The organism is Pseudomonas sp. BS3782 TE3695, assembly GCF_050435305.1.
Taxonomy (GTDB): domain Bacteria; phylum Pseudomonadota; class Gammaproteobacteria; order Pseudomonadales; family Pseudomonadaceae; genus Aquipseudomonas.
Genome location: NZ_JBNDKB010000001.1, coordinates 1,420,140 through 1,442,137, shown reverse-complemented (window position 1 = coordinate 1,442,137; position 21,998 = coordinate 1,420,140). Strand labels below are relative to the sequence as shown.

Sequence of the window (21,998 nt, the reverse complement as noted above, 5' to 3'; positions counted from 1 at the left end):
CCTCTCCTCAAAAATTGCCTTGTCGCCGAAAAGATCGCAGCCTTCGGCAGCTCCTACAGGGGTATGCGTTCGGCGTAGGAGCTGCCGAAGGCTGCGATCTTTTAGCGGTCCAACGGCACGCGCACGCTGAGAGTCGTACCCTCCCCCGGCTCACTCTCAAGCGATAACTGCCCGCCCATGATCAACACCCGCTCACGCATGCCGACCACACCAAAGGATGTCTGCCTGCCAGTGGCGGCGACAAATCCTACGCCATCATCGCTGACAGTCAGGCAGAGTTCATCGCCCTCAAGGGCCAGCGTCAGTTCAACAGTATGCGCCTGGGCGTGGCGCATGACATTGGTCAGCGCTTCCTGAAGGATGCGGAACAGCCCAATGGCCTTGGCATCGCTGAGCACCGGCAAGTTATCCGGCACCTGCACCAGACACGGAATCTGCGTGCGCGCCTCGAACCGCCGGGCCTGCCATTCAATGGCCGAGGCAATCCCGGCATCGAGAATCGGCGGCCGTAGCGCCGTGGCCACATCGCGCACCAATTGAAACAGCTGCGCGATCAGCCGCTTCATGCTGTTCAAGCGTTCATGCAGGCCCGGATCGAGCTGGGCGTAGGCCAATTCGCACATGGACGTTTCCAGCTTCAACACGGTCAGCATCTGACCCAATTCGTCGTGAACTTCCCGGGCGATGCGGGCCTTTTCCTCTTCCCGAACGCTCTCCAGGTGGGCGGACAACTCGCGCAATTGCTCGCGGGAGCTGGCCAGTTCCAGTTCGATACGCTTGCTCTCGGTGATGTCCCAGACGATCCCGTCCCAGACATAGGCGCCGTCATCGAGGCGGCGAGTGATGGCCTTGATCTCGGCCCAGCGCTGCTCGCCCTGACGGGTCAGAATCCGGCCCTGCCACGACCAGTCGCTGTCGGTGTCCAGCGCGTGATCCTGGGTCTGGTGATAACTGGCCCTATCGTCCGGATGCACCAGACTGCGCAAGCCTTTGTCGCGATGAGCCAGCGTCGCGGGCGAGTAGCCCACCAGGCTCTCGCTGCCTTCACTGATGTAGGCAAAGTCGATCTGCCCGGTCACCGGCGCGCGCTCCAGACGAAAGACCAGGCCGGGGACATTGGCGGCGATCCCTTTCAGGCGCGCTTCGCTTTCCTGCAACGCGGCCAGGGCGCGACGACGCTCGGTGACGTCATTGAGGTAAACCACCAGGTATTCGCCATCGCGAAAACGCAAGAAACTCAACGAAACATCCGCCGGCAGGATACTGCCGTCCGCTCGCACGCAATGGGTCTCGAAACTTTGCGGCGCTTCGTCACTGGCCCTGGCGCGTTTCCACAGGCTCAGCCAGCGATCCATGTGCAAGCCGGGCTCGAAGTCGATCAATGGCCGATCAATGATTCCGCCCACCGGGTAGCCGAGCATGGTTTCAGCCGCCCGGTTGGCATAGCGCACGTGGCTGTCCCAGTTGACCCAAAGGATGCCGACGGTGCTCTGATCGATGGAAAACTGCGTGAGGCGCAAGGCCTCTTCGCTGGCCTCGCGCAGGGCAATGTCTTCGCGCGCCGCCAGCAATCGTTGCTCCAGACTGTGTTGTTGACGCCGCTGCCAGAACACAATGGCCATGCTGCTCAGCAGCAACACCAACAAGAGCAGGCAGAGGTTTTGCCAGAACCCCGGCGACTCGGTCAGCCGCGGATACTTGGGTTGCACCCATTGATTGTGCAATTGCTCCAGATCCTTGGCCGGGATCGCTCGCAGTGCGCTTTCAACGATACCGGCCAACTCCGGCCAATCCCGGCGCGTGGCCACTCGCAGCAGTTGCGGGAAACCGATATCGCCCACCACGACCAACCCGGAGAATTCGGGCTCGGCAGACAGACGCCCGAACTGCGCTTCATCGACTACGGCGTAACCGGCCTGCTGACTCAACAACAGTTGCAGCGCCTGGCGCTCCAGAGGCACGCCCTGCAAGTTCAGATGAGGATAATTGCTGCGCAGATAATCGGCGGTGACGCTGGGCATGCGCACGGCAACGCGGGTCTGGCTGTCGAGTTTTTCCAGCTCTACGGCCCCGGTGCTTTTCTGGTCGCTGACCACCAGTTGCGACACCCGCATGTAAGGGTCGGAAAATTGCCAGAGCCGCAAAGCCGCGGGGGTTTGCGTCAGGCCTGGCGCGATATCGATGTCGCCTTCACGGGCGGCGGCTTCCAGTTGCGCAAGATCGGGATAATTACGCCAGCTCAGTTCGATCTTGAGCGCCTTGGCCAGCCACTTCATCAGCTCGATATTAACCCCGGACAGGCGCTGCAAGCGGCGATCGTATTGGGCATAAGGCGTTTGCAACACCACGCCGACCCGCAACTCGCCATGCTGCGCCAGCCATTGCTGTTGCGCTGGCGACAGTTGCACGACATGCGCCGGTGGCGCGGGCGCCGCCCAGCCCATCAAGGGAAACCACAAACAGCCGATAACCCACAGGCAGCGAAAATGCATCATCGAAGTCTCACACACTGACAAATACTGACCAACCCATTAGGCTGCCGGAATCACTTCTGGCCTGGAATATCCGATGCCCCCTGTCTACCGCCTGGCACTGCCAGCATTGTGCCTGTCGTTGATCCTGCCTTGCGCGTTTTCCGTCGAAGCGGCTGACCCGGCACCTGCCGCCGCGGAAAAACCCGCAGAAGAAAAACCGGTTGAACGCCAGCCGCTGCTTGAGCGTAGTCAGGAAGAAGCGGCCGCACTTGAGCGAAAAATCCCCGCACAGGAACAGCAGCAACTGCAAGCCGGTACCGACAACTTCCTCGCCTTGTGGAAACCGGCCAATACCGCCGAACCCAAAGGCGCGGTGATTATCATCCCGGGCGCCGGCGAAACCGTTGACTGGCCGCAAGCGATCGGCCCATTGCGCCGTAAATTGCCGGACGCCGAGTGGAGCAGCCTGAGTATCACCTTGCCGGACCTGCAAAGCGACGCCATTGCGCCACGTATCGTCGAAGTGGCGCCAGCGCCCAAAACCCCTGATGCCGGCAGCAAAGACGCGACGACGGCGGCGCCCATCGAACAGGCGGCCGGCGGCGAAGCGGAGGTGACCGACAAGGCCATCGTCGAAACCACCGAAGAACACGCCAAAGCCGACGCGGAGCGAATCTTCGCCCGTATCGATGCCGCCATCGCCTACGCCGAACAGCAAAGCGCTCGCAGTATTGTCCTGCTGGGCCATGGCACCGGCGCTTACTGGGCCGCGCGTTATCTGAGCGAGAAGCAGCCATCGCAAGTCGAGAAATTCGTGATGATTGCCACCCAGACGCCTGTTACAGCAAAACCGGGACTGGCTGAGCTCACACCCACGTTGAAGCTGCCTACCGCAGACATCTTCTATATGGATAAGCCGGTGGATCGTAACGCGGCGCTGGAACGTTTGCAGGCCAGCAAGCGCTTGAAAACTTCGGGGTTCAGTCAGGTGTCGCTCAAGGCTTTGCCGGGGAATGCCAAGGCCGAACAAGAGCAATTGGTACGGCGGGTGCGCGGGTGGTTGAATCCACAGCCTGCGGCGGACTGATAGATCGGCGGCGCGCCCTTCGCGAGCAAGCCCGCTCCCACATCAGATCGCGTTCAGACAGGCAACACCGATCAAATGTGGGAGCGGGCTTGCTCGCGAAAGCAATAGCATGTCAACACAACTCTGCCCTGCTACCGAAAATCCCGCCGCTCACGAATCAACGTATAGGCATTGTGCAATTCACGAGTCTTGTCCGTTGCCTCACGAACCTGCAACGCCGTCGCACCGCTGCCGGCAATCTTGTCCGGATGATGCCGACTGAGCAGGCGGCGATAGGCACGCTTGATTTGTGCCGGTTCACTGGTGGCAGACACGCCCAACAGTCGCAAGGCATCCTGATACGTGATCGCGCCGGTGACCAACGATCGCTTCTGCGGCTCATAATCGCTGGCCAGCGCCTGCACTTGATGGGACGTCCAGCCGAGCCATTTGCCCCACTGGGCAATCAGTTCGCGCTCATTGCTACCGGCGCGACCATCCGCCCAGACCATCCGCCAACAGGCACGCAACACCCCTTCCGCCGCATGGGGTTGGGCACTCAGGCGTCGCAGATAACCGCGCAACCGGTCGTGTCCCGACTTACCGCGATTGAACGCCGCAATCGCCCGACGTTGCGCCGACTCGGTCATCTCCAGCGAGCGCATTTCCTGCCGCGCCTGCTGAATGTGGCCATCGACTACCCGTCCATCGCTCTTGGCCAATCGACCCAGCAACACGAACAGCAGTTCATCGTTGCGCAGCACCGAGCGACCACCGAATTTTTCCCATAAATGCGCCCAGCTTTGCAGATGCAGGCGCCGGTCCAGCGCCTGTCCCAATAAAGCGCCGAGCATGGCCCCCGGAATGCTGGCTATGGCAAAGCCCGCTCCGGCTCCAATCAGAGTCCCTGGCCACAACATGTCAGCGTCTCGCTTCTATCAGAGTGTCTACTTCAGCCAGGCGCTCGTGGGTGCCGACATCCACCCAATGCCCATTCAGGCGTTCGCCGGTCACTTGCCCCTCAGCCATGGCTTTGCGCAGCAGCGGCGCAAGTTTGAAGGCTCCGGCCGAACACCCGTCAAACAGCTGCGGGTGCAGCACGGCGATGCCGCTGTAGGTCAAGGTTGATGTACCCGGCCGACCGTCCTGCACATGGCCATCGACCAAAGTGAAATCTCCACTTGGGTGATGCGCCGGGTTGTCCGCCAATACCAAATGAGCGAGCCCGGCGATAGGCTGATGCAACACGCTGAAGTCGTAGTCGGTCCAGATGTCACCGTTGACCACCATAAAGGCCTCGTCACCCAACAACGGCAACGCACGGAAAATACCGCCACCGGTTTCCAGGGGTTCGCCTTCCGCCGAATACTGAATGCTCACGCCGTACCGCGAACCATCGCCCAGATAATCTTCGATCTGCTGACCGAGCCAGGCATGGTTGATCACGATCTCGCTAAACCCGGCAGCCGCCAAGGCGCGCAGGTGATATTCGATCAGGGGCACTCCGCCGGCGCGAACCAGCGGTTTTGGCGTGGTCAGAGTCAGCGGACGCATGCGCTCGCCTTTACCCGCCGCCAGAATCATTGCCTTCATGCCGTCGCTCCAGCACGCAGACTCGCCAGCAATTCACCCAACTTCGCCAGCTCAGGGCGACGTGCGATGACCGCGTCTATATAAGCAAAGAAGCGCGGCACGTCGCCCAGGTAACGCGGCTTGCCGTCGCGATGGCAGATGCGGGCGAAAATGCCGATGACTTTCAAGTGCCGTTGCACGCCCATCAGGTCGCTGGCGCGCAAGAAATCTTCAAAGTCTGGCTGCACCGGGATGTCGAGCGCGCCGGCTTGCTGCCAGTAATCCTCCAGCCAGCCACGCACGCGCTCCTCAGGCCAACTGAGAAAGGCATCCTTGAACAGGCAGGTCACGTCATAAGTCACCGGGCCGTACACCGCGTCCTGGAAATCCAGCACACCGGGGTTCGGCTCGCTGAGCATCAGGTTGCGCGGCATGTAATCGCGATGCACCAGGACTTTGGGCTGAGCCAGAGCGCTGTCGATCAGCAAGTCGCTGGCCTGTTGCCAGAGCGTTTGCTGCGCCGGGTCGAACTCGATGCCCAGCTCGCGTTTCACGTACCACTCGGGGAACAATTCCAGCTCGCGACGCAACAGCGCCACGTCATAACTCGGCAGCGGCGCCACCATCGGCAACTGCTGGAAAGCCAGCAGTGCTTGCAGGGCATCCTTGAACAAATCATCGGCGTTTTCGCTGTCGATCACGTCCAGATAAGTCTTGTTGCCCAGGTCATTGAGCAAAAGAAAACCACGCTCGAGGTCTTCGGCATAAATTTTCGGCACGTTTATTCCGGATTTCGCCAGCAGAAAAGCGATATCCACGAAGGGTTTGCAGTTTTCCTGGGGCGGCGGCGCGTCCATCACGACGAAACTTCGGCCTGCGCCTTGCCAGCGGAAATAGCGCCGAAAACTCGCGTCGCTACTGGCCGCAGTCAACGTGGCCGGGGGCACGGAGCCCCAATTCTGTTCTGCGTAGAGGATAGCCAACTGTTCATCGAGCCAAACTTTCAGGTGTTGCAAGCGTACATCTTGGTCAGGCATTGCAAGGGTCTCCGACGGCGCTAGCCGTCAAGCGGGTCATGCTTTATTATCCAGCATCTTTTTCAGACCATCGAGAGGCGTGCGGCCCACACCGCGGGCAGATGGCACGCAGGAAGCCCGGACTAATAAGATGGCATTGAAATCCCCCGCGTTTCGTAAAAAATTTCCGTTGTTGGTCACCGGCAGTCTGCTGGCCCTGCAACCTCTAGCCACTTCGTTCGTGGTCGCTGCGCAACAGTATGACTGCTCAGTCTCTGCTTCGGGTGCCTGGGATTGTGCGCCAAAGGCACCGGCTGCTGCATTGCCGCCACGTCCTGTCCATGACGGCAGTGCAGTTTCCGCCACCGGCGAAGCTGCGGCAGACACCGGCTCCAGCGCAGACACCGGCGCCAAGCCAGTGCTGGTTACCGAGTCCAAGGGCCGTGGCCTGAAGTCGCGTAGTGAAGACTACAGCCACCTCGACTGGGTTCCGCGCGAGAAGCTCACCGCAGCGCAATTGGCCGAAACCGGTCCTTACTGCGCTGGTTCCTATATCGAACCGATTCGTCCTGGCATGAATGACAAGACGGATAAAAGTGACGCGCCAACCTTTATCGGCGCCAAAGCCTCCCGCTATAAGCAGGAAGAGCAGATCGCTACCCTGGCCGGTGACGTGGTCATGCGTCAGGGCAGCATGCAGGCCGAAGCCGACGAAGCAAACCTGTACCAGGCTGAAAGCCGTGGCGAACTGAGTGGCAACGTGCGCATTCGCGACAACGGCGCATTGATCGTGGGCGACCACGCCGACGTGCAGCTCGACACCGGTGAAGCCAAGGTCGACAACGCCGAATACGTGATGCACAAATCGCGTATCCGCGGTAATGCGCTGTACGCCAAGCGTGCCGAGAACGCGATCATCCGTCTCAAGGATGGTACGTACACCACGTGCGAACCGGACAGCAACGCCTGGCAGCTCAAGGGCAACAACATCACCTTGAACCCGGCGACCGGTTTCGGTACCGCGACCAACGTGACGCTGCGCGTCAAGGACATTCCGGTTCTGTACACGCCGTACATCTATTTCCCGATCGACGACCGTCGTCAGTCCGGCTTCCTGCCGCCGACTGTGGGCACCGGCAGCGATACCGGCTTCCTGCTCGTTACCCCTTATTACTTCAACCTGGCACCGAACTACGATGCCACGTTGTACCCACGCTACATGAGCAAGCGTGGTCTGTTGATGGAAGGCGAATTCCGCTACCTGACCAAGTCCAGCGAAGGTCAGTTCGGCGCCGCGTACCTCAACGACGAGAACGATGATCGCAAGCTGCAGACCGACTACGAAGAAACCCGCTACATGTACAACTGGCAGCACAAGGGTGGTCTGGATTCGCGCGTAATGACTCAGGTCGATTACACCAAGATCAGCGATCCGTATTACTTCCAGGATCTGCAGACTGATCAGATCGGTGTGAAAAGTGCCGATTTCGTGAATCAGCAAGGGTCTGTCACCTATCGTGGCGACAGCTACACCGCTCGTTTGAATGCCCAGGCTTATCAGCTGGCGACCGTTTCGAACATCACGCCTTATGATCGTTTGCCGCAGATCACCTTCAATGGCCAGCTGCCGTATCATCCGCAAGGTCTGGATTTCGATTACGAGACTGAAATCGTCCGGTTCGACCGTGATTTGAAAAATGGCAACTTCGTTAACGAAGATGGCAGCGTCGAACCGCGTCTTGATAACAACGTGACCGGCCTGGCTCGCGCTACCGGCGACCGTTTGAATCTCAAGCCAGGTGTCAGCCTGCCGTTGAACTGGACCTATGGCTTCCTGAAGCCATCGCTCAAGTATCAGTACACCCAGTACCAACTGGATCTGGATGGTATTGGCAAGAGCCAGATTGCTGCACAAAGCGCAGAAGCGGACCGCCTTAACGGCACCTACAGCAGCAATCAAAACCGTGGCGTACCGATTGCCAGTATCGACAGCGGCCTGTACTTCGATCGCAATACCCAGTGGTTCGGCAAAAACTATCGCCAGACCCTGGAACCTCGCCTGTTCTACCTCTATGTACCTGAGGAAGACCAGGAAGACATTCCGGTATTCGACACAGGCGAATACACCTTCAACTACGCCTCGCTGTTTCGCGATAACCGCTTCTCCGGCTCCGACCGTGTCGGCGACGAAAACAAGCTGTCGCTGGGCGTGACCAACCGCTGGATTGAAGATAACGGCTTCGAACGTCAACGCATCAGCGTCGGCCAGGCCTTGTACTTCAAGGACCGCGAAGTCCAGTTGCCAGGTATCGATGCGAAAACCCGCGACGATGCAAAATCCAGTGTTTCGCCTTACGCGCTGGAATACGAATACCGCTGGAACCGCGATTGGCGCACCACTGCCGATTACAACTGGGACCCGGACAGCCGCAGCCCTCGCTCGGGTAGCGCAATGTTCCACTACCAGCCTGAAGACAACCCGAACAAGGTCATCAACGCCGGTTATCGCTATCGCAATGACCAGGTCCGTTACGACCAGAACACCGGCAAATGGGCGGTGGGTGGTGGCGACTACGGTACTCCGGGCACTCCTGGGTACGTAAAGGACTACTACAAGATCAAGCAGCACGACTTCTCGGTGATCTGGCCAATCGTGCCGCAGTGGAACGCTATCAGCCGCTGGCAGTATGACTACAACCGCAACCGTACTCTGGAAGCCTTCGGTGGTTTCGAATACGACAACTGCTGCTGGAAATTGCGCCTGATCAACCGTTACTGGGTCAGCTATGACGAGTTCAGTCAGAACGCCCCGGAAAACGAAAAAGGCGACCACGGCGTCTTCCTCCAAATTGTTCTGAAGGGACTCGGCGGCCTCACCGGCGCCAAGGTAGAGAGCTTCCTCGACAAAGGCATCCAAGGTTATCGTGAACGTGAAGACCAAGCTTTCTGATTGTCTGCGCCCGCTGCTGCTGGGCGCGCTGTTCCTGGGTACCGCGGCCAACGCTGCGGTACAGTCCATCGATAAAGTGGTGGCCATCGTCGACAACGACGTGGTCATGCAGAGCCAACTGGACCAGCGTGTTCGTGAAGTTCAGCAAACCATCGCCAAGCGCGGTGCTGCCGTACCGCCTGCGGGCGTGCTGGATCAGCAGGTGCTCGAACGTCTGATCGTCGAAAACCTGCAATTGCAGATCGGCGAGCGTTCCGGCATTCGCATTACCGATGAAGAACTGAACCAGGCTGTCGGCACCATTGCCCAGCGCAACAACATGTCGATCGATCAATTCCGCGCCGCCCTGGCTCGCGACGGCCTGTCTTATGACGACGCTCGTGACCAGATCCGCCGCGAAATGATCATCAGCCGTGTGCGCCAGCGTCGTGTAGCCGAACGCATCCAGGTGTCCGAGCAGGAAGTGAAGAACTTCCTGGCGTCCGACCTGGGCAAGATGCAACTGTCCGAAGAGTTCCGTCTGGCCAACATCCTGATTCCTACCCCGGAAAGCGCCAACTCCGACGCGATTCAGAATGCCGCCAAACAAGCCGACGCGGTCTACCAGCAGCTCAAGCAAGGCGCTGACTTCGGTCAGTTGGCAATCGCCAAATCCGCCAGCGAAACCGCGCTGGAAGGCGGCGATATGGGCTGGCGTAAAGCCGCCCAACTTCCACCTCCGTTCGATCGCCTGCTGAGCACCATGTCTGTTGGCGACATCACCCAGCCTATGCGTACACCGGGCGGCTTCATCATTCTGAAGATCCTCGACAAGCGTGGCGGCGAAGCCCAGGTGCGTGACGAAGTGCATGTACGTCACATCCTGGTCAAACCAAGCCCGATCCGCGACGAAGCAAAAACCAAGGCCCTGGCTGATTCGCTCTATTCCCGTATCGAAGCGGGCGAAGACTTCGGCGAGCTGGCGAAAAACTTCTCGGAAGACCCGGGTTCCGCCCTCAACGGTGGCGATCTGAACTGGATCGACCCGAATGCACTGGTGCCTGAATTCCGCGAAGTGATGGCCAAGACGCCACAAGGTCAGCTGTCCAAGCCATTCCAGACTCAATATGGCTGGCATGTTCTGGAAGTCCTGGGCCGCCGCGCCACGGACAGCACCAGCCAGGCCCGTGAACAACAAGCGATGACCGTACTGCGTAACCGCAAATACGACGAAGAGCTGCAAACCTGGCTGCGTCAGATCCGTGACGAAGCGTATGTAGAAATCAAGCTCCCTGGTGCAGACCAGGCAACGCAGTGAAACCCAAGCGTTTCGCGTTGACCCCCGGCGAACCGGCCGGCATAGGTCCTGACCTGTGCCTGCTGCTCGCCTCGCAAGCTCAGCCACACCCCCTGATTGCCATTACCAGCCGCGACCTGCTCATCGAGCGGGCCGCGCAGTTGGGCGTGGTTGTCGATCTGCTGTCGGTAACACCGGACAGTTGGCCGGACGTTCCTGCACCCGCCAACAGCCTGTATGTGTGGGATACGCCGCTTAACGCCAAGGTCATCGCCGGGCAACTGGACAAGGCCAATGCGGCTTTCGTTCTGGAAACCCTGACGCGTGCTGGCCAGGGCTGCCTGGACGGGCATTTCGCCGGCATGATCACCGCCCCCGTGCACAAGGGCGTGATCAACGAATCCGGAATCACCTTTTCCGGGCACACGGAATTTCTCGCTGACCTGACTCATACCGCGCAAGTGGTGATGATGCTCGCCACTCGCGGATTGCGAGTAGCGCTGGTTACGACTCATCTGCCCCTTCGCGAGATTGCCGACGCAATCACGCCGGAGCGGCTGGAGCGGGTCACGCGGATTCTGCACGCCGACCTGCAAGAAAAATTCGGCATCGCCCAGCCACGCATCCTGGTTTGCGGGCTCAACCCGCACGCCGGTGAAGGCGGTCACCTGGGCCATGAAGAAATCGACATCATCGAACCTACATTAGAGCGCCTGCGCGGCGAGGGCATGGACCTTCGCGGCCCCCTGCCCGCCGACACTCTGTTTACCCCCAAATATCTGGAGCACTGCGACGCGGTGCTGGCGATGTACCACGACCAGGGCCTGCCCGTGCTGAAATACAAAGGTTTCGGCGCGGCAGTCAACGTGACCCTCGGCTTGCCGATCATCCGCACTTCGGTCGACCACGGCACCGCCCTGGATCTGGCCGGCAGCGGCAAAATCGACACCGGCAGCCTGCAAGTCGCCCTGGAAACCGCCTACCAGATGGCCGAGACCCGTTTATGACCGAGCATTACCAACACCGGGCGCGCAAGCGCTTCGGCCAGAACTTTCTGCACGATGCCGGCGTTATCGACCGCATCCTGCGGTCCATTCACGCCAAACCTGAAGACCGTCTGCTGGAAATCGGCCCGGGCCAGGGCGCATTGACCGAAGGCCTGCTCAACAGCGGCGCCCAACTGGACGTGGTGGAGCTGGACAAGGACCTGATCCCCATCCTCAACCAGCAGTTCGCCAGCAAGAGCAACTTCCACCTGCATCAGGGCGACGCACTGAAGTTCGACTTCAACAGCCTGAACGCCGCGCCGAACAGCCTGCGAGTGGTCGGCAACCTGCCGTACAACATCTCTACGCCGCTGATCTTTCATCTGCTGCACAACGCAAGCCTGATTCGTGACATGCACTTCATGCTGCAAAAAGAAGTGGTTGAGCGTCTGGCGGCGGGACCTGGTGGCGGTGACTGGGGTCGCCTGTCGATCATGGTTCAGTACCATTGCCGGGTCGAGCATCTGTTCAACGTCGGCCCGGGCGCATTCAATCCGCCGCCGAAAGTCGACTCGGCCATCGTGCGCCTGGTGCCTCACGCGGTACTGCCGCATCCAGCCAAAGATCACAAACTGCTGGAGCGCGTCGTGCGCGAAGCCTTCAACCAGCGCCGTAAAACCCTGCGCAACACGCTGAAATTGTTGCTGAGCAACGCTGAAATCGAAGCCGCCGGCGTCGATGGCAGCCTACGCCCCGAGCAGCTCGATCTGGCGGCTTTCGTTCGCCTGGCCGACAAGCTCAGCGAACAAGTCCTACACAAGCCTGCCACCGACTGAAAGGCGATGAGCGCTATCGGGCAGGACGCCACTCTGGTTTACTACCCGATACTTGGCCTAGACTGAGTTCTATCAGCTATGCCCCGCGTCCCGCTTCGTTTCTAAGGCCTTTTGCATGTCCGATCCTCGTTATCAGGTCGACGTCAGCGTCGTCACCCGCTATCTGGCAGAACAATCGCAACCCGAGCAAAATCGCTTTGCCTTCGCCTACACCATCACCGTGCAGAACAATGGCGAGTTACCGGCCAAGCTGCTGTCGCGGCATTGGGTGATCACTGACGGTGACGGGCATGTCGAGGAGGTTCGTGGTGCCGGCGTCGTCGGCCAGCAACCGTTGATCGACGTGGGCAAGAGCCACACTTACAGCAGCGGCACCGTCATGACCTCCAAGGTCGGCACGATGCAGGGCACTTATGAGATGGTCGCCGAGGACGGTAAACATTTCGACGCCGTCATCGCTCCGTTTCGCCTGGCCGTACCCGGAGCCCTGCACTGATGGCGACGTATGCCGTCGGCGATTTGCAAGGCTGCCTTGAGCCGCTGCAATGCCTGCTCAAGCAAGTCGCTTTCGACCCGGCAAAGGATCGCTTGTGGCTGGTGGGTGACCTCATCAACCGTGGCCCACACTCGCTGGAGACCTTGCGCTTCCTTTATAGCATCCGCGAATCGCTGGTGTGCGTACTCGGCAACCACGACTTGCACTTGCTGGCGGTCGGGCAAAACATCGAACGCCTGAAGAAGGCCGACACGCTTCGCGAGATTCTTGAAGCACCCGATTGCGCGGAGCTGCTGGAGTGGGTTCGCCAACAAAAGCTCATGCATTACGACGAGCAGCGCGATATCGCCCTGGTCCATGCCGGCATACCGCCACAATGGTCGCTGCGAAAAGCCTTGAAGTACGCCGCCGAAGTCGAAGACGCCCTGCACGATGACAATCGCTTCGCGCCCTACCTTGACGGCATGTATGGCAATGAACCGGTGAAATGGGACAACGACCTCAAAGGCGTGGCCCGCCTGAGGATCATCACCAACTATTTCACCCGGATGCGCTTTTGCACCAGCGACGGCAAACTCGACCTCAAGGGCAAGGAAGGCATCGACACCGCGCCACCCGGTTATGCGCCATGGTTTACCCACAAGGAGCGCAAGACCAAAGGCCTGAAGATCATCTTCGGCCATTGGGCGGCGCTCGAAGGCCAGTGCAACGAGCCAGGTCTGTTTGCACTCGACACCGGTTGCGTCTGGGGTGGCGCCATGACCCTGATGAACGTCGACACCGGTGAGCGCCTGCAATGCAAATGCGACGCCCGGGGCAATACCCGGCCGCCAGTCGCCGCTTCCATCCCCGAACAAACGTCAGCCAGCGCCCCGCGCTAGACTGCGCTTTCAGCCGAGCCACAGGAGCCCGCCATGAGCGAATTCAAACGTATCCCCCCAGAACAGGCCCAGGCCCTGCGCGAACAAGGCGCGGTGGTGGTCGATGTCCGTGACCCGGCAACGTTTGCCGCACTGCACATCGCCGGCTCGCAGCATCTGGATAATCATTCCATCTCGGATTTCATCCGTGCCGCCGATCTCGACGCACCGACCGTGGTGGTCTGCTATCACGGCAATTCCAGCCAGGGCGCGGCGGCCTATCTGATCAGCCAGGGCTTCTCCGACGTCTACAGCATGGATGGCGGTTTTGAACTGTGGCGTACGATTTATCCTTCGGAAACGGCGCAAGGCACTTCCGAATAATTTTTTTCATTGTGCGCAAGCCCCGGTCCCCGCGGGCTAGCGCACTGACAGACGAACGGTCTTTCACAACTTATTACGCATCTTGCATTTACCTTCCAAATTCCCAACTATCCTTAAGCGCAGGCCATCCAAAACAGGGGAGAGCCGGTACACCGGCGCGCGGGTCATCGGGAGTAGCTTTCGGAGTCGTCATCTCCGGGAGAGTTCTGGGGGGTAAACAGCAACTGCCTGTTCGGTTGCTGCCAGCATCGACTGAGTGATCCGGCGTCGGCTCCACGTATCGAGCGAGGTGACGTCATGAGTATCTTTAGCCACTTCCAACAACGCTTCGAGTCCACGCGCCAGGAAGAACTCTCTCTGCAGGAGTACCTGGAGCTGTGCAAAAAGGACCGCAGCGCCTACGTTTCCGCCGCCGAGCGTCTCTTGCTGGCCATCGGAGAACCGGAGCTGCTCGACACCTCGACCAACTCGAGGCTGTCGCGAATCTTTTCCAACAAGGTGATCCGCCGCTATCCGGCCTTTGAAGACTTCCACGGGATGGAAGAATGCATCGACCAGATCGTGTCGTATTTCCGCCATGCGGCCCAGGGTCTGGAAGAGAAGAAACAGATCCTCTACCTGCTCGGCCCTGTCGGTGGCGGTAAGTCGTCCCTGGCCGAAAAGCTCAAACAACTGATCGAGAAAGTGCCCTTCTACGCAATCAAGGGCTCGCCGGTTTTCGAGTCGCCTTTGGGTCTGTTCAACGCCACCGAAGATGGCGCGATCCTCGAGGAAGACTTCGGCATTCCCCGGCGCTATCTCAATACCATCATGTCGCCATGGGCCACCAAGCGCCTGGCCGAATTCGGCGGCGACATCAGCCAGTTCCGCGTGGTGAAACTCTATCCGTCGATCCTCAACCAGATCGCAGTGGCGAAAACCGAGCCGGGAGATGAAAACAACCAGGACATCTCGGCACTGGTGGGTAAGGTCGATATTCGCAAACTGGAAGAGTTCCCGCAGAACGACGCCGATGCCTACAGCTACTCGGGCGCACTGTGCCGGGCCAACCAGGGCTTGATGGAGTTCGTCGAAATGTTCAAGGCACCGATCAAGGTGCTGCACCCATTGCTGACGGCCACCCAGGAAGGCAACTACAACAGTACCGAAGGTTTGGGGGCGATTCCGTTTACCGGGATCCTGCTGGCTCACTCCAACGAATCGGAATGGCACACCTTCCGCAACAACAAGAACAATGAAGCATTCATCGACCGGATCTATATCGTCAAAGTGCCGTACTGCCTGCGCGTCAGCGACGAGGTGAAGATCTACGACAAACTCCTGTTCAACAGCTCGCTGGCCAAGGCCCATTGCGCGCCCGATACCCTGAAAATGCTCGCGCAGTTCACCGTACTCTCGCGCCTCAAGGAGCCGGAAAACTCCAACATCTATTCCAAGATGCGCGTGTATGACGGCGAAAACCTCAAGGATACCGATCCGAAGGCCAAGTCGATCCAGGAATACCGCGACGCAGCGGGGGTCGACGAAGGCATGAACGGTCTGTCGACCCGCTTTGCCTTCAAGATTCTGTCGAAGGTCTTCAACTTCGATCCGCACGAAATCGCCGCCAACCCGGTACATCTGCTCTACGTGCTGGAACAGCAGATCGAACAGGAACAGTTCCAGGCGGAGACCCGTGAACGCTATCTGCGCTTCCTGAAGGAATACCTGGCACCGCGTTATATCGAATTCATCGGCAAGGAGATCCAGACTGCTTACCTCGAGTCTTACAGCGAGTACGGCCAGAACATCTTCGATCGCTACGTGCTGTACGCCGACTTCTGGATTCAGGATCAGGAATACCGCGATCCGGAAACCGGCGAGATCCTCAACCGCGTAGCCCTGAACGAGGAACTGGAGAAAATCGAAAAACCGGCCGGCATCAGCAATCCGAAGGATTTCCGCAACGAAATCGTCAACTTCGTACTGCGCGCCCGAGCCAACAACAACGGCAAGAACCCAACCTGGCTCAGCTACGAAAAACTGCGGGTGGTCATCGAGAAGAAAATGTTCTCCAACACCGAAGACTTGCTGCCGGTCATCAGCTTCAACGCCAAGGCCAGCAAAGAGGACCAGCAGAAGCACAACGACTTCGTCACACGGATGGTCGAGCGGGGCTACACCGACAAACAGGTACGGCTTCTCTCCGAATGGTACCTACGGGTCCGGAAGTCGCAGTGAAGCAGCGGCAAGCTACAAGCCACAAGCTGCAAGAAAAAAGCGCCTAAGCCCTGATATCTGGGCAACTGCTTCTTCTTGCAGCTTGCAGCTCACAACTTGAAGCTGCCCGGAGGGCCACCTATGAGCTATGTGATCGACCGACGTCTCAATGGCAAGAACAAGAGCACGGTAAACCGCCAGCGGTTTCTGCGGCGCTACCGTGATCACATCAAAAAGGCTGTCGAAGAGGCGGTCAGCCGGCGTTCCATTACCGATATGGAACACGGCGAGCAAATCAGCATTCCCGGTCGCGACATCGACGAACCGGTGCTTCACCATGGTCGTGGCGGCAAGCAAACCATCGTGCACCCCGGCAACAAGGAATTCACCAGCGGCGATCACATTGCCCGCCCGCCAGGAGGTGGCGGCGGCAGAGGCCCGGGCAAGGCCGGTAACACGGGCGAAGGGATGGACGAGTTCGTCTTCCAGATTACCCAGGAAGAATTCCTCGAATTCATGTTCGAGGACCTTGAACTGCCTAACCTGGTCAAACGCCACCTGACCGGCACCGACACCTTCAAGACCGTACGCGCCGGTATCAGCAACGAGGGCAACCCGTCGCGGATCAACATTATCCGCACGCTGCGTTCGGCCCATGCCCGACGCATTGCCTTGTCCGGCAGCAGCCGGGCGAAACTGCGCGAAGCCAAAGAGGAACTGCTGCGGCTGAAACGGGAAGAACCGGACAACTTCGGCGATATCCAGGATCTCGAAGCAGAAATCGAGAAGCTCAGCGCGCGCATTCACCGAGTGCCGTTTCTCGACACTTTCGACCTCAAGTACAACCTGCTGATCAAGCAGCCGAACCCCAGCTCCAAAGCCGTCATGTTCTGTTTGATGGACGTGTCCGGCTCCATGACCCAGGCGACCAAGGACATCGCCAAACGCTTCTTCATCCTGCTGTACCTGTTCCTCAAGCGGAACTACGACAAAATCGACGTCGTGTTTATCCGCCACCATACCAGCGCCCGTGAAGTGGATGAGGAGGAGTTTTTCTACTCCCGGGAAACCGGCGGCACGATCGTCTCCAGCGCCCTGAAACTGATGCAAGAGATCATGGCCGAGCGTTATCCGAGCAACGAATGGAATATCTATGCCGCCCAGGCGTCCGACGGCGACAACTGGAACGACGATTCGCCGATCTGCCGCGACATCCTGATCAATCAGATCATGCCGTTTGTGCAGTACTACACTTATGTTGAGATTACCCCGCGCGAACACCAGGCCCTGTGGTTCGAGTACGAACGCATCGCCGAAGCCTTCTCTGACACTTTTGCCCAGCAGCAACTGGTCTCGGCCGGGGATATCTATCCGGTCTTTCGTGAACTCTTCCAGCGCAGGTTAGTGACATGACCGCCAAAGAGCAGAAGCGCCAACCCATTTCCACCGGCTCCGAATGGACATTCGAGCTGATCCAGGCCTACGACCGTGAAATCAGTCGTCTCGCGGCCCGCTACGCGCTGGATACGTATCCCAACCAGATTGAAGTGATCACCGCCGAGCAGATGATGGACGCCTATGCCTCTGTCGGCATGCCCTTGGGTTATCACCATTGGTCCTATGGCAAACACTTCCTCAGTACTGAAAAATCCTACAGCCGCGGCCAGATGGGGCTGGCCTACGAGATTGTGATCAACTCGGATCCCTGCATTGCCTACCTGATGGAAGAAAACACCATTTGCATGCAGGCGCTGGTGGTAGCTCACGCGTGCTATGGCCATAACAGTTTCTTCAAAGGCAACTACCTGTTCCGCACCTGGACCGACGCCAGCTCGATCATCGATTACCTGGTGTTCGCCAAGCAGTACATCATGCAGTGCGAAGAACGCCATGGCATCGATGCGGTAGAGGACTTGCTCGACTCCTGCCATGCGCTGATGAATTACGGGGTAGACCGCTACAAACGCCCGTATCCGATCTCCGCCGAAGAAGAACGCCGTCGGCAGAAGGATCGGGAAGAGCATCTGCAGAAGCAGATCAACGATTTGTGGAGGACGATTCCAAAAGGCGCGGACAAGTACAGCGACAAGGACAATATGCGCTTCCCCGCCGAACCTCAGGAAAATATCCTGTATTTCATCGAAAAACACGCGCCATTGTTGGAGCCCTGGCAGCGCGAAATCGTGAGGATCGTGCGCAAGATCGCCCAGTATTTTTATCCGCAGCGCCAGACCCAGGTGATGAACGAAGGCTGGGCCACGTTCTGGCACTACACGTTGATGAACGACTTGTATGACGAAGGTCTGGTTACCGACGGTTTCATGATGGAGTTTCTGACCTCCCATACCAGCGTGGTCTTCCAGCCCGGTTTCGACAGCCCCTATTACAGCGGCATCAACCCCTACACCCTGGGTTTTGCCATGTATCGTGATATCCGCCGGATATGCGAACACCCCACTGAAGAGGACTATCGCTGGTTTCCGGAAATCGCCGGCACCGACTGGTTATCCAGCATCAAATTCGCCATGAGCAGCTTCAAGGACGAGAGTTTCATCCTGCAGTACCTGTCACCCAAGGTGATCCGCGACCTCAAGCTGTTCAGCATCCTCGATGACGATCAGAAGGACGATCTGCTTGTTCCGGCGATACACGATGAAGAAGGCTATAGAACCATTCGTGAAACCCTGGCGGCGCAGTACAACCTGGGCAATCGCGAACCCAACATACAGATCTACAGCATTGACCGGCGTGGTGACCGTTCCCTGACCTTGCGTCACCAACAACACGATCGCAAACCACTGGGCGATTCCACCGACGAAGTGCTCAAGCACCTGCACCGCCTTTGGGGCTTCGACATCCACCTGGAAACCCTGCAAGGGGATCAGGTGATGAAAACCCACCATGTTCCGCCCAGAAGTGAGCATGGCGAAGGGGATTATGGTCGGCTGGACCTGGCAGTCATTCATCTTTGATCCTGTTTTTCTGCCTCCGGAAGTTCGACGCAAAGGTTATTCTGTCGGGCTAACGGAGGTTTTTTATGCAGATTTATAAAGTCGGCGGTGCGGTCCGCGATCGCCTGCTGGGCAAACCTGTCACCGATATCGACTGGGTCGTTGTAGGCGCCACTACCGAAGAAATGCTCGCCAAGGGCTTTCGTCCGGTGGGCGCGGACTTCCCAGTGTTTCTTCACCCCAAAAGCGGTGAGGAATACGCCCTCGCCCGCACCGAACGCAAAAACGGGCGCGGCTATGGCGGCTTCATCTTTCACGCCAGCCCTGATGTCACCCTCGAAGAAGATCTGATTCGCCGTGACCTGACGATCAACGCCATGGCCGAGGACGATCAACAGAACCTGACCGACCCCTACCATGGCCAGCGGGACCTCGAGGCGCGCCTGCTTCGTCACGTTTCCCCCGCGTTCGCCGAAGATCCGCTCCGTGTTTTGCGCGTTGCCCGCTTTGCCGCGCGTTATGCGGAGTTGGGTTTCACCGTTGCCCCCGAGACCTTGGAGTTGATGCGTCAACTCAGCGAATCAGGTGAATTGGAGGCGTTGACGCCCGAACGCAGCTGGAAGGAAATCGCTCGCGCGCTGATGGAAGACCAACCGCAAGTATTCATCGAGGTGCTGCGCGACTGCGGCGCGCTCAAAGTACTGATGCCGGAAGTCGAGGCGCTGTTCGGTGTACCGCAACCCGAAGCCCATCATCCGGAAATCGATACGGGCGTGCATACCCTGAGCGTGCTGGAGCAAGCGGCGCTGCACAAACAACCGCTGACCGTACGCTGGGCTTGCCTGCTGCATGATCTGGGCAAAGGTTTGACCCCCGAGGAAGAATGGCCCCGCCACATCGCCCACGAACACAAAGGCCTGAAGCTGATCAAAGCGGTCAACGAGCGCTTCAAGGCACCGAAAGACTGTCAGGAATTGGCGCTGCTGGTGGGCAAGTATCACACCCATGGCCATCGTGCACTGGAGCTGAAACCGTCCACCTTGCTGGAGTTACTGCAGAGCTTCGACGTCTATCGTCGACCCCAGCGTTTTGAGGAATTTATCGCGGCGTGCGAGATGGACGCTCGAGGGCGTAAAGGCCTGGAACAGAGAAGTTATCCACAGGCGGATTATTTACGGGGCGCGGCAATTGCGGCACGAAGTATTGCCGTTCAGCCGTTGCTGGAAAAGGGATTCAAAGGACCGGAATTGGGCGAGGCGATCAAGAGCGAGCGGCTCAAGGCGTTGAAGGCTTACAAAGATCAAGCATAAGCCAGATCAAAAGATCGCAGCCTTCGGCAGCTCCTACAGAGAGAAATGGTGAACCCTGTAGGAGCTGCCGTAGGCTGCGATCTTTTGCTTTACAGCATATCGGAAGGGGTCAACTGCTTACCGCGCCACTCGAAAGCCACCGGCGCCAATACCTGATCGATCTGCGCTTCTTCCCACAGGGTTGAAAAGCTCTTGCCTACGCCCGGATGCACACGATCCGGTGCAATCAGCGACAACGGCCACAGCACGAAGGCATTTTTCAGAATCTCTGCCCGCGGCAAGATCAAACCATCGAAGTTGCCCACAAGGTCACCGAACAGCAACACGTCGATATCCAGCGGCAAACCCTTGCGGTCGGGTGCGTAACGGCCATTATCCGCCTCGATGAATTTCAACCGTCGATCCAGCTCCATCAGCGGCAGATCGGTGAAGGCCGAGACCACAAAGTTGAAAAACGGCCCGCTCTTGATCCCCACCGGCTGGCTTTCGAATACCGCAGAGCAGCGCATATCCACCAGGAAACCCGCCAGGGCGTCCAGGCCTGCCTGCAAATGGGATTCGCGCTCGATATTGCTACCGAGCCCGAGATACACCTGAGTCAGCGACATCCGCGCTCGATCTCCACGCCAACACCACCGGTGGCAGCCGGGATTGCACCTGGCTTGGTCAGCTTGAGGCGCATCCAGGTGATGTTGAATTCGCTCATCAGCACTTGCGCCAGACGCTCGGCAAAGGTCTCTACCAGCAGGAACTGCGCCTGCTCGGCAAACGCCTGGATGCGCGACGAAACGCTCGCGTAGTCGAGCGCCAGGGCCAGGTCATCACCGGCGGCGGCCGGACGATTGTCCCAGGCGAAGCTCAGATCAAGTCGCAGACACTGTCGGATGCCTCGTTCCCAGTCGTAGGCACCGATCACGGTGTCCACTTCCAGGCCCTCGATAAACACTCTGTCCAAGCACTTCTCTCCACTGCACGACAAGGGCGCAATGCGCCGTTAGAATCAGGGCGTCCTCGCCCGGAATAGTTAGCATGTTTTGGTTACTGGCGATCCTCGCCTACCTGCTCGGCTCTCTGTCCTTCGCCATTTTGCTCAGCCGCCTGACCGGTAACCCCGATCCGCGAATGAGTGGCTCGGGCAATGCCGGGGCCACCAATATGTTGCGTCTGGCCGGCAAAAAACTCGCCATCCTGACCTTGCTCGGCGACCTGAACAAAGGTCTGCTACCCGTATTGATCGCAGGTGCAGTGGGCCTTTCACTGCAACAACAGGCCTGGATTGGCGTCTGCGCCGTTATCGGTCATCTGTTTCCGCTGTACTTCCGCTTTCGTGGTGGCAAGGGTGTCGCCACCGCGGCCGGCATGCTGCTGGGGCTCTACCCGCCCGCCGCATTGCTGGCGGTCTGCGCCTGGCTGATGACGTTCTATCTGACCCGCACCAGTTCACTCGCAGCGCTGATTGCCACACCACTGACCCTGCCATTGCTGGCGTGGCAAGAACCAGCGGCACTGCTGCCCATGAGCGCACTCACGGGGCTGATCGTCTGGCGTCATCGCGGCAATCTACGCGACCTGTTTGCCGGGCGCGAACGGCATTTTTAAATACCGCACGTGAGCGCCCCTCA

The 21,998-nt window shown here is 58.9% G+C and carries 19 protein-coding genes; 13 read left to right on the top strand and 6 right to left on the bottom strand.

Annotated features, from left to right (window positions below):
* Positions 1 to 101: 101 nt before the first annotated feature.
* Positions 102 to 2,495, bottom strand: coding sequence for a PAS domain-containing sensor histidine kinase (locus ABH909_RS06435; protein WP_429431374.1), 2,394 nt, complete (start codon positions 2,493 to 2,495; stop codon positions 102 to 104).
* Positions 2,496 to 2,568: 73 nt separating this feature from the next.
* Between ABH909_RS06435 and ABH909_RS06430 the strand changes: the two genes are divergently transcribed.
* Positions 2,569 to 3,561, top strand: coding sequence for an alpha/beta hydrolase family protein (locus ABH909_RS06430; protein ID WP_429431371.1), 993 nt, complete (start codon positions 2,569 to 2,571; stop codon positions 3,559 to 3,561).
* A 131-nt stretch (positions 3,562 to 3,692) separates the two neighbouring features.
* On the opposite strand, the gene ABH909_RS06425 is transcribed toward ABH909_RS06430, so the two are convergent.
* The 3 genes from ABH909_RS06425 to ABH909_RS06415 are packed head-to-tail and all read right to left on the bottom strand — an operon-like array spanning position 3,693 to position 6,149.
* Entirely contained in the window at positions 3,693 to 4,460 is a 768-nt protein-coding gene (locus ABH909_RS06425; RefSeq protein WP_429431368.1) for a TerB family tellurite resistance protein, read from the bottom strand.
* 1 nt (position 4,461) lies between these two features.
* A complete protein-coding gene (gene murU, locus ABH909_RS06420; protein ID WP_429431366.1) occupies positions 4,462 to 5,133 on the bottom strand; it encodes an N-acetylmuramate alpha-1-phosphate uridylyltransferase MurU in 672 nt (223 codons plus the stop codon).
* Positions 5,130 to 6,149 carry an aminoglycoside phosphotransferase family protein gene (locus ABH909_RS06415; RefSeq protein WP_429431363.1) on the bottom strand — a complete coding sequence of 340 codons (1,020 nt, stop codon included), beginning with the start codon at positions 6,147 to 6,149 and terminating at the stop codon, positions 5,130 to 5,132. The genes murU and ABH909_RS06415 overlap by 4 nt, the downstream gene beginning before the upstream one ends.
* A gap of 130 nt (positions 6,150 to 6,279) precedes the next feature.
* Between ABH909_RS06415 and ABH909_RS06410 the strand changes: the two genes are divergently transcribed.
* The 11 genes from ABH909_RS06410 to ABH909_RS06360 all read left to right on the top strand — a co-directional run bounded on the left by ABH909_RS06410 (position 6,280) and on the right by ABH909_RS06360 (position 20,376).
* Positions 6,280 to 9,078 (top strand): LPS-assembly protein LptD, encoded by a 2,799-nt coding sequence (locus tag ABH909_RS06410; RefSeq protein ID WP_429431360.1) that lies wholly within the window; start codon positions 6,280 to 6,282, stop codon positions 9,076 to 9,078.
* Complete coding sequence (surA, locus tag ABH909_RS06405) at positions 9,059 to 10,375, top strand: peptidylprolyl isomerase SurA (protein WP_429431357.1); 1,317 nt, start codon at positions 9,059 to 9,061, stop codon at positions 10,373 to 10,375. The genes ABH909_RS06410 and surA overlap by 20 nt, the downstream gene beginning before the upstream one ends.
* On the top strand, positions 10,372 to 11,361 hold the full coding sequence (gene pdxA, locus ABH909_RS06400) for a 4-hydroxythreonine-4-phosphate dehydrogenase PdxA (protein ID WP_429431354.1): 990 nt from the start codon (positions 10,372 to 10,374) through the stop codon (positions 11,359 to 11,361). Before surA ends, pdxA begins: the two co-directional genes overlap by 4 nt.
* Positions 11,358 to 12,176 (top strand): 16S rRNA (adenine(1518)-N(6)/adenine(1519)-N(6))-dimethyltransferase RsmA, encoded by an 819-nt coding sequence (gene rsmA / locus ABH909_RS06395; protein WP_008067426.1) that lies wholly within the window; start codon positions 11,358 to 11,360, stop codon positions 12,174 to 12,176. The genes pdxA and rsmA overlap by 4 nt, the downstream gene beginning before the upstream one ends.
* Positions 12,177 to 12,291: 115 nt before the next feature.
* On the top strand, positions 12,292 to 12,672 hold the full coding sequence (apaG, locus tag ABH909_RS06390) for a Co2+/Mg2+ efflux protein ApaG (protein WP_429430069.1): 381 nt from the start codon (positions 12,292 to 12,294) through the stop codon (positions 12,670 to 12,672).
* Positions 12,672 to 13,553, top strand: coding sequence for a symmetrical bis(5'-nucleosyl)-tetraphosphatase (locus ABH909_RS06385; RefSeq protein WP_429431351.1), 882 nt, complete (start codon positions 12,672 to 12,674; stop codon positions 13,551 to 13,553). Before apaG ends, ABH909_RS06385 begins: the two co-directional genes overlap by 1 nt.
* 33 nt (positions 13,554 to 13,586) lie before the next feature.
* Positions 13,587 to 13,916 (top strand): thiosulfate sulfurtransferase GlpE, encoded by a 330-nt coding sequence (glpE, locus tag ABH909_RS06380; RefSeq protein WP_429431348.1) that lies wholly within the window; start codon positions 13,587 to 13,589, stop codon positions 13,914 to 13,916.
* A 297-nt stretch (positions 13,917 to 14,213) separates the two neighbouring features.
* Positions 14,214 to 16,136 (top strand): PrkA family serine protein kinase, encoded by a 1,923-nt coding sequence (locus tag ABH909_RS06375; RefSeq protein WP_007904259.1) that lies wholly within the window; start codon positions 14,214 to 14,216, stop codon positions 16,134 to 16,136.
* A 120-nt stretch (positions 16,137 to 16,256) separates the two neighbouring features.
* On the top strand, positions 16,257 to 17,528 hold the full coding sequence (locus tag ABH909_RS06370) for a YeaH/YhbH family protein (RefSeq protein ID WP_429431345.1): 1,272 nt from the start codon (positions 16,257 to 16,259) through the stop codon (positions 17,526 to 17,528).
* Positions 17,525 to 19,087 carry a SpoVR family protein gene (locus tag ABH909_RS06365; RefSeq protein ID WP_429431342.1) on the top strand — a complete coding sequence of 521 codons (1,563 nt, stop codon included), beginning with the start codon at positions 17,525 to 17,527 and terminating at the stop codon, positions 19,085 to 19,087. Before ABH909_RS06370 ends, ABH909_RS06365 begins: the two co-directional genes overlap by 4 nt.
* 65 nt (positions 19,088 to 19,152) lie before the next feature.
* The gene (locus ABH909_RS06360; RefSeq protein WP_429431339.1) at positions 19,153 to 20,376 is read left to right on the top strand and encodes a multifunctional CCA addition/repair protein; all 1,224 of its coding nucleotides are present in this window, start codon (positions 19,153 to 19,155) and stop codon (positions 20,374 to 20,376) included.
* Positions 20,377 to 20,465: 89 nt separating this feature from the next.
* On the opposite strand, the gene folK is transcribed toward ABH909_RS06360, so the two are convergent.
* Both folK and folB read right to left on the bottom strand, forming a co-directional pair.
* Complete coding sequence (folK, locus tag ABH909_RS06355) at positions 20,466 to 20,984, bottom strand: 2-amino-4-hydroxy-6-hydroxymethyldihydropteridine diphosphokinase (protein WP_429431336.1); 519 nt, start codon at positions 20,982 to 20,984, stop codon at positions 20,466 to 20,468.
* Positions 20,975 to 21,331 carry a dihydroneopterin aldolase gene (gene folB, locus ABH909_RS06350; protein WP_429431333.1) on the bottom strand — a complete coding sequence of 119 codons (357 nt, stop codon included), beginning with the start codon at positions 21,329 to 21,331 and terminating at the stop codon, positions 20,975 to 20,977. The genes folK and folB overlap by 10 nt, the downstream gene beginning before the upstream one ends.
* Positions 21,332 to 21,405: 74 nt before the next feature.
* Here folB and plsY point away from each other — a divergent pair, with 74 nt between their 5' ends.
* Positions 21,406 to 21,975, top strand: coding sequence for a glycerol-3-phosphate 1-O-acyltransferase PlsY (gene plsY, locus ABH909_RS06345; RefSeq protein WP_429431330.1), 570 nt, complete (start codon positions 21,406 to 21,408; stop codon positions 21,973 to 21,975).
* The last annotated feature ends 23 nt before the right edge of the window (positions 21,976 to 21,998 follow it).

What these genes read in the sequence shown, in the direction of transcription:
- ABH909_RS06435 (WP_429431374.1), bottom strand. Translation starts at nt 2,495, where the DNA reads ATGATGCATTTTCGCTGCCTGTGGGTTATCGGCTGTTTGTGGTTTCCC.
- ABH909_RS06430 (WP_429431371.1), top strand. Translation starts at nt 2,569, where the DNA reads ATGCCCCCTGTCTACCGCCTGGCACTGCCAGCATTGTGCCTGTCGTTG.
- ABH909_RS06425 (WP_429431368.1), bottom strand. Translation starts at nt 4,460, where the DNA reads ATGTTGTGGCCAGGGACTCTGATTGGAGCCGGAGCGGGCTTTGCCATA.
- murU (WP_429431366.1), bottom strand. Translation starts at nt 5,133, where the DNA reads ATGAAGGCAATGATTCTGGCGGCGGGTAAAGGCGAGCGCATGCGTCCG.
- ABH909_RS06415 (WP_429431363.1), bottom strand. Translation starts at nt 6,149, where the DNA reads ATGCCTGACCAAGATGTACGCTTGCAACACCTGAAAGTTTGGCTCGAT.
- ABH909_RS06410 (WP_429431360.1), top strand. Translation starts at nt 6,280, where the DNA reads ATGGCATTGAAATCCCCCGCGTTTCGTAAAAAATTTCCGTTGTTGGTC.
- rsmA (WP_008067426.1), top strand. Translation starts at nt 11,358, where the DNA reads ATGACCGAGCATTACCAACACCGGGCGCGCAAGCGCTTCGGCCAGAAC.
- apaG (WP_429430069.1), top strand. Translation starts at nt 12,292, where the DNA reads ATGTCCGATCCTCGTTATCAGGTCGACGTCAGCGTCGTCACCCGCTAT.
- ABH909_RS06385 (WP_429431351.1), top strand. Translation starts at nt 12,672, where the DNA reads ATGGCGACGTATGCCGTCGGCGATTTGCAAGGCTGCCTTGAGCCGCTG.
- glpE (WP_429431348.1), top strand. Translation starts at nt 13,587, where the DNA reads ATGAGCGAATTCAAACGTATCCCCCCAGAACAGGCCCAGGCCCTGCGC.
- ABH909_RS06375 (WP_007904259.1), top strand. Translation starts at nt 14,214, where the DNA reads ATGAGTATCTTTAGCCACTTCCAACAACGCTTCGAGTCCACGCGCCAG.
- ABH909_RS06370 (WP_429431345.1), top strand. Translation starts at nt 16,257, where the DNA reads ATGAGCTATGTGATCGACCGACGTCTCAATGGCAAGAACAAGAGCACG.
- ABH909_RS06365 (WP_429431342.1), top strand. Translation starts at nt 17,525, where the DNA reads ATGACCGCCAAAGAGCAGAAGCGCCAACCCATTTCCACCGGCTCCGAA.
- ABH909_RS06360 (WP_429431339.1), top strand. Translation starts at nt 19,153, where the DNA reads ATGCAGATTTATAAAGTCGGCGGTGCGGTCCGCGATCGCCTGCTGGGC.
- folK (WP_429431336.1), bottom strand. Translation starts at nt 20,984, where the DNA reads ATGTCGCTGACTCAGGTGTATCTCGGGCTCGGTAGCAATATCGAGCGC.
- plsY (WP_429431330.1), top strand. Translation starts at nt 21,406, where the DNA reads ATGTTTTGGTTACTGGCGATCCTCGCCTACCTGCTCGGCTCTCTGTCC.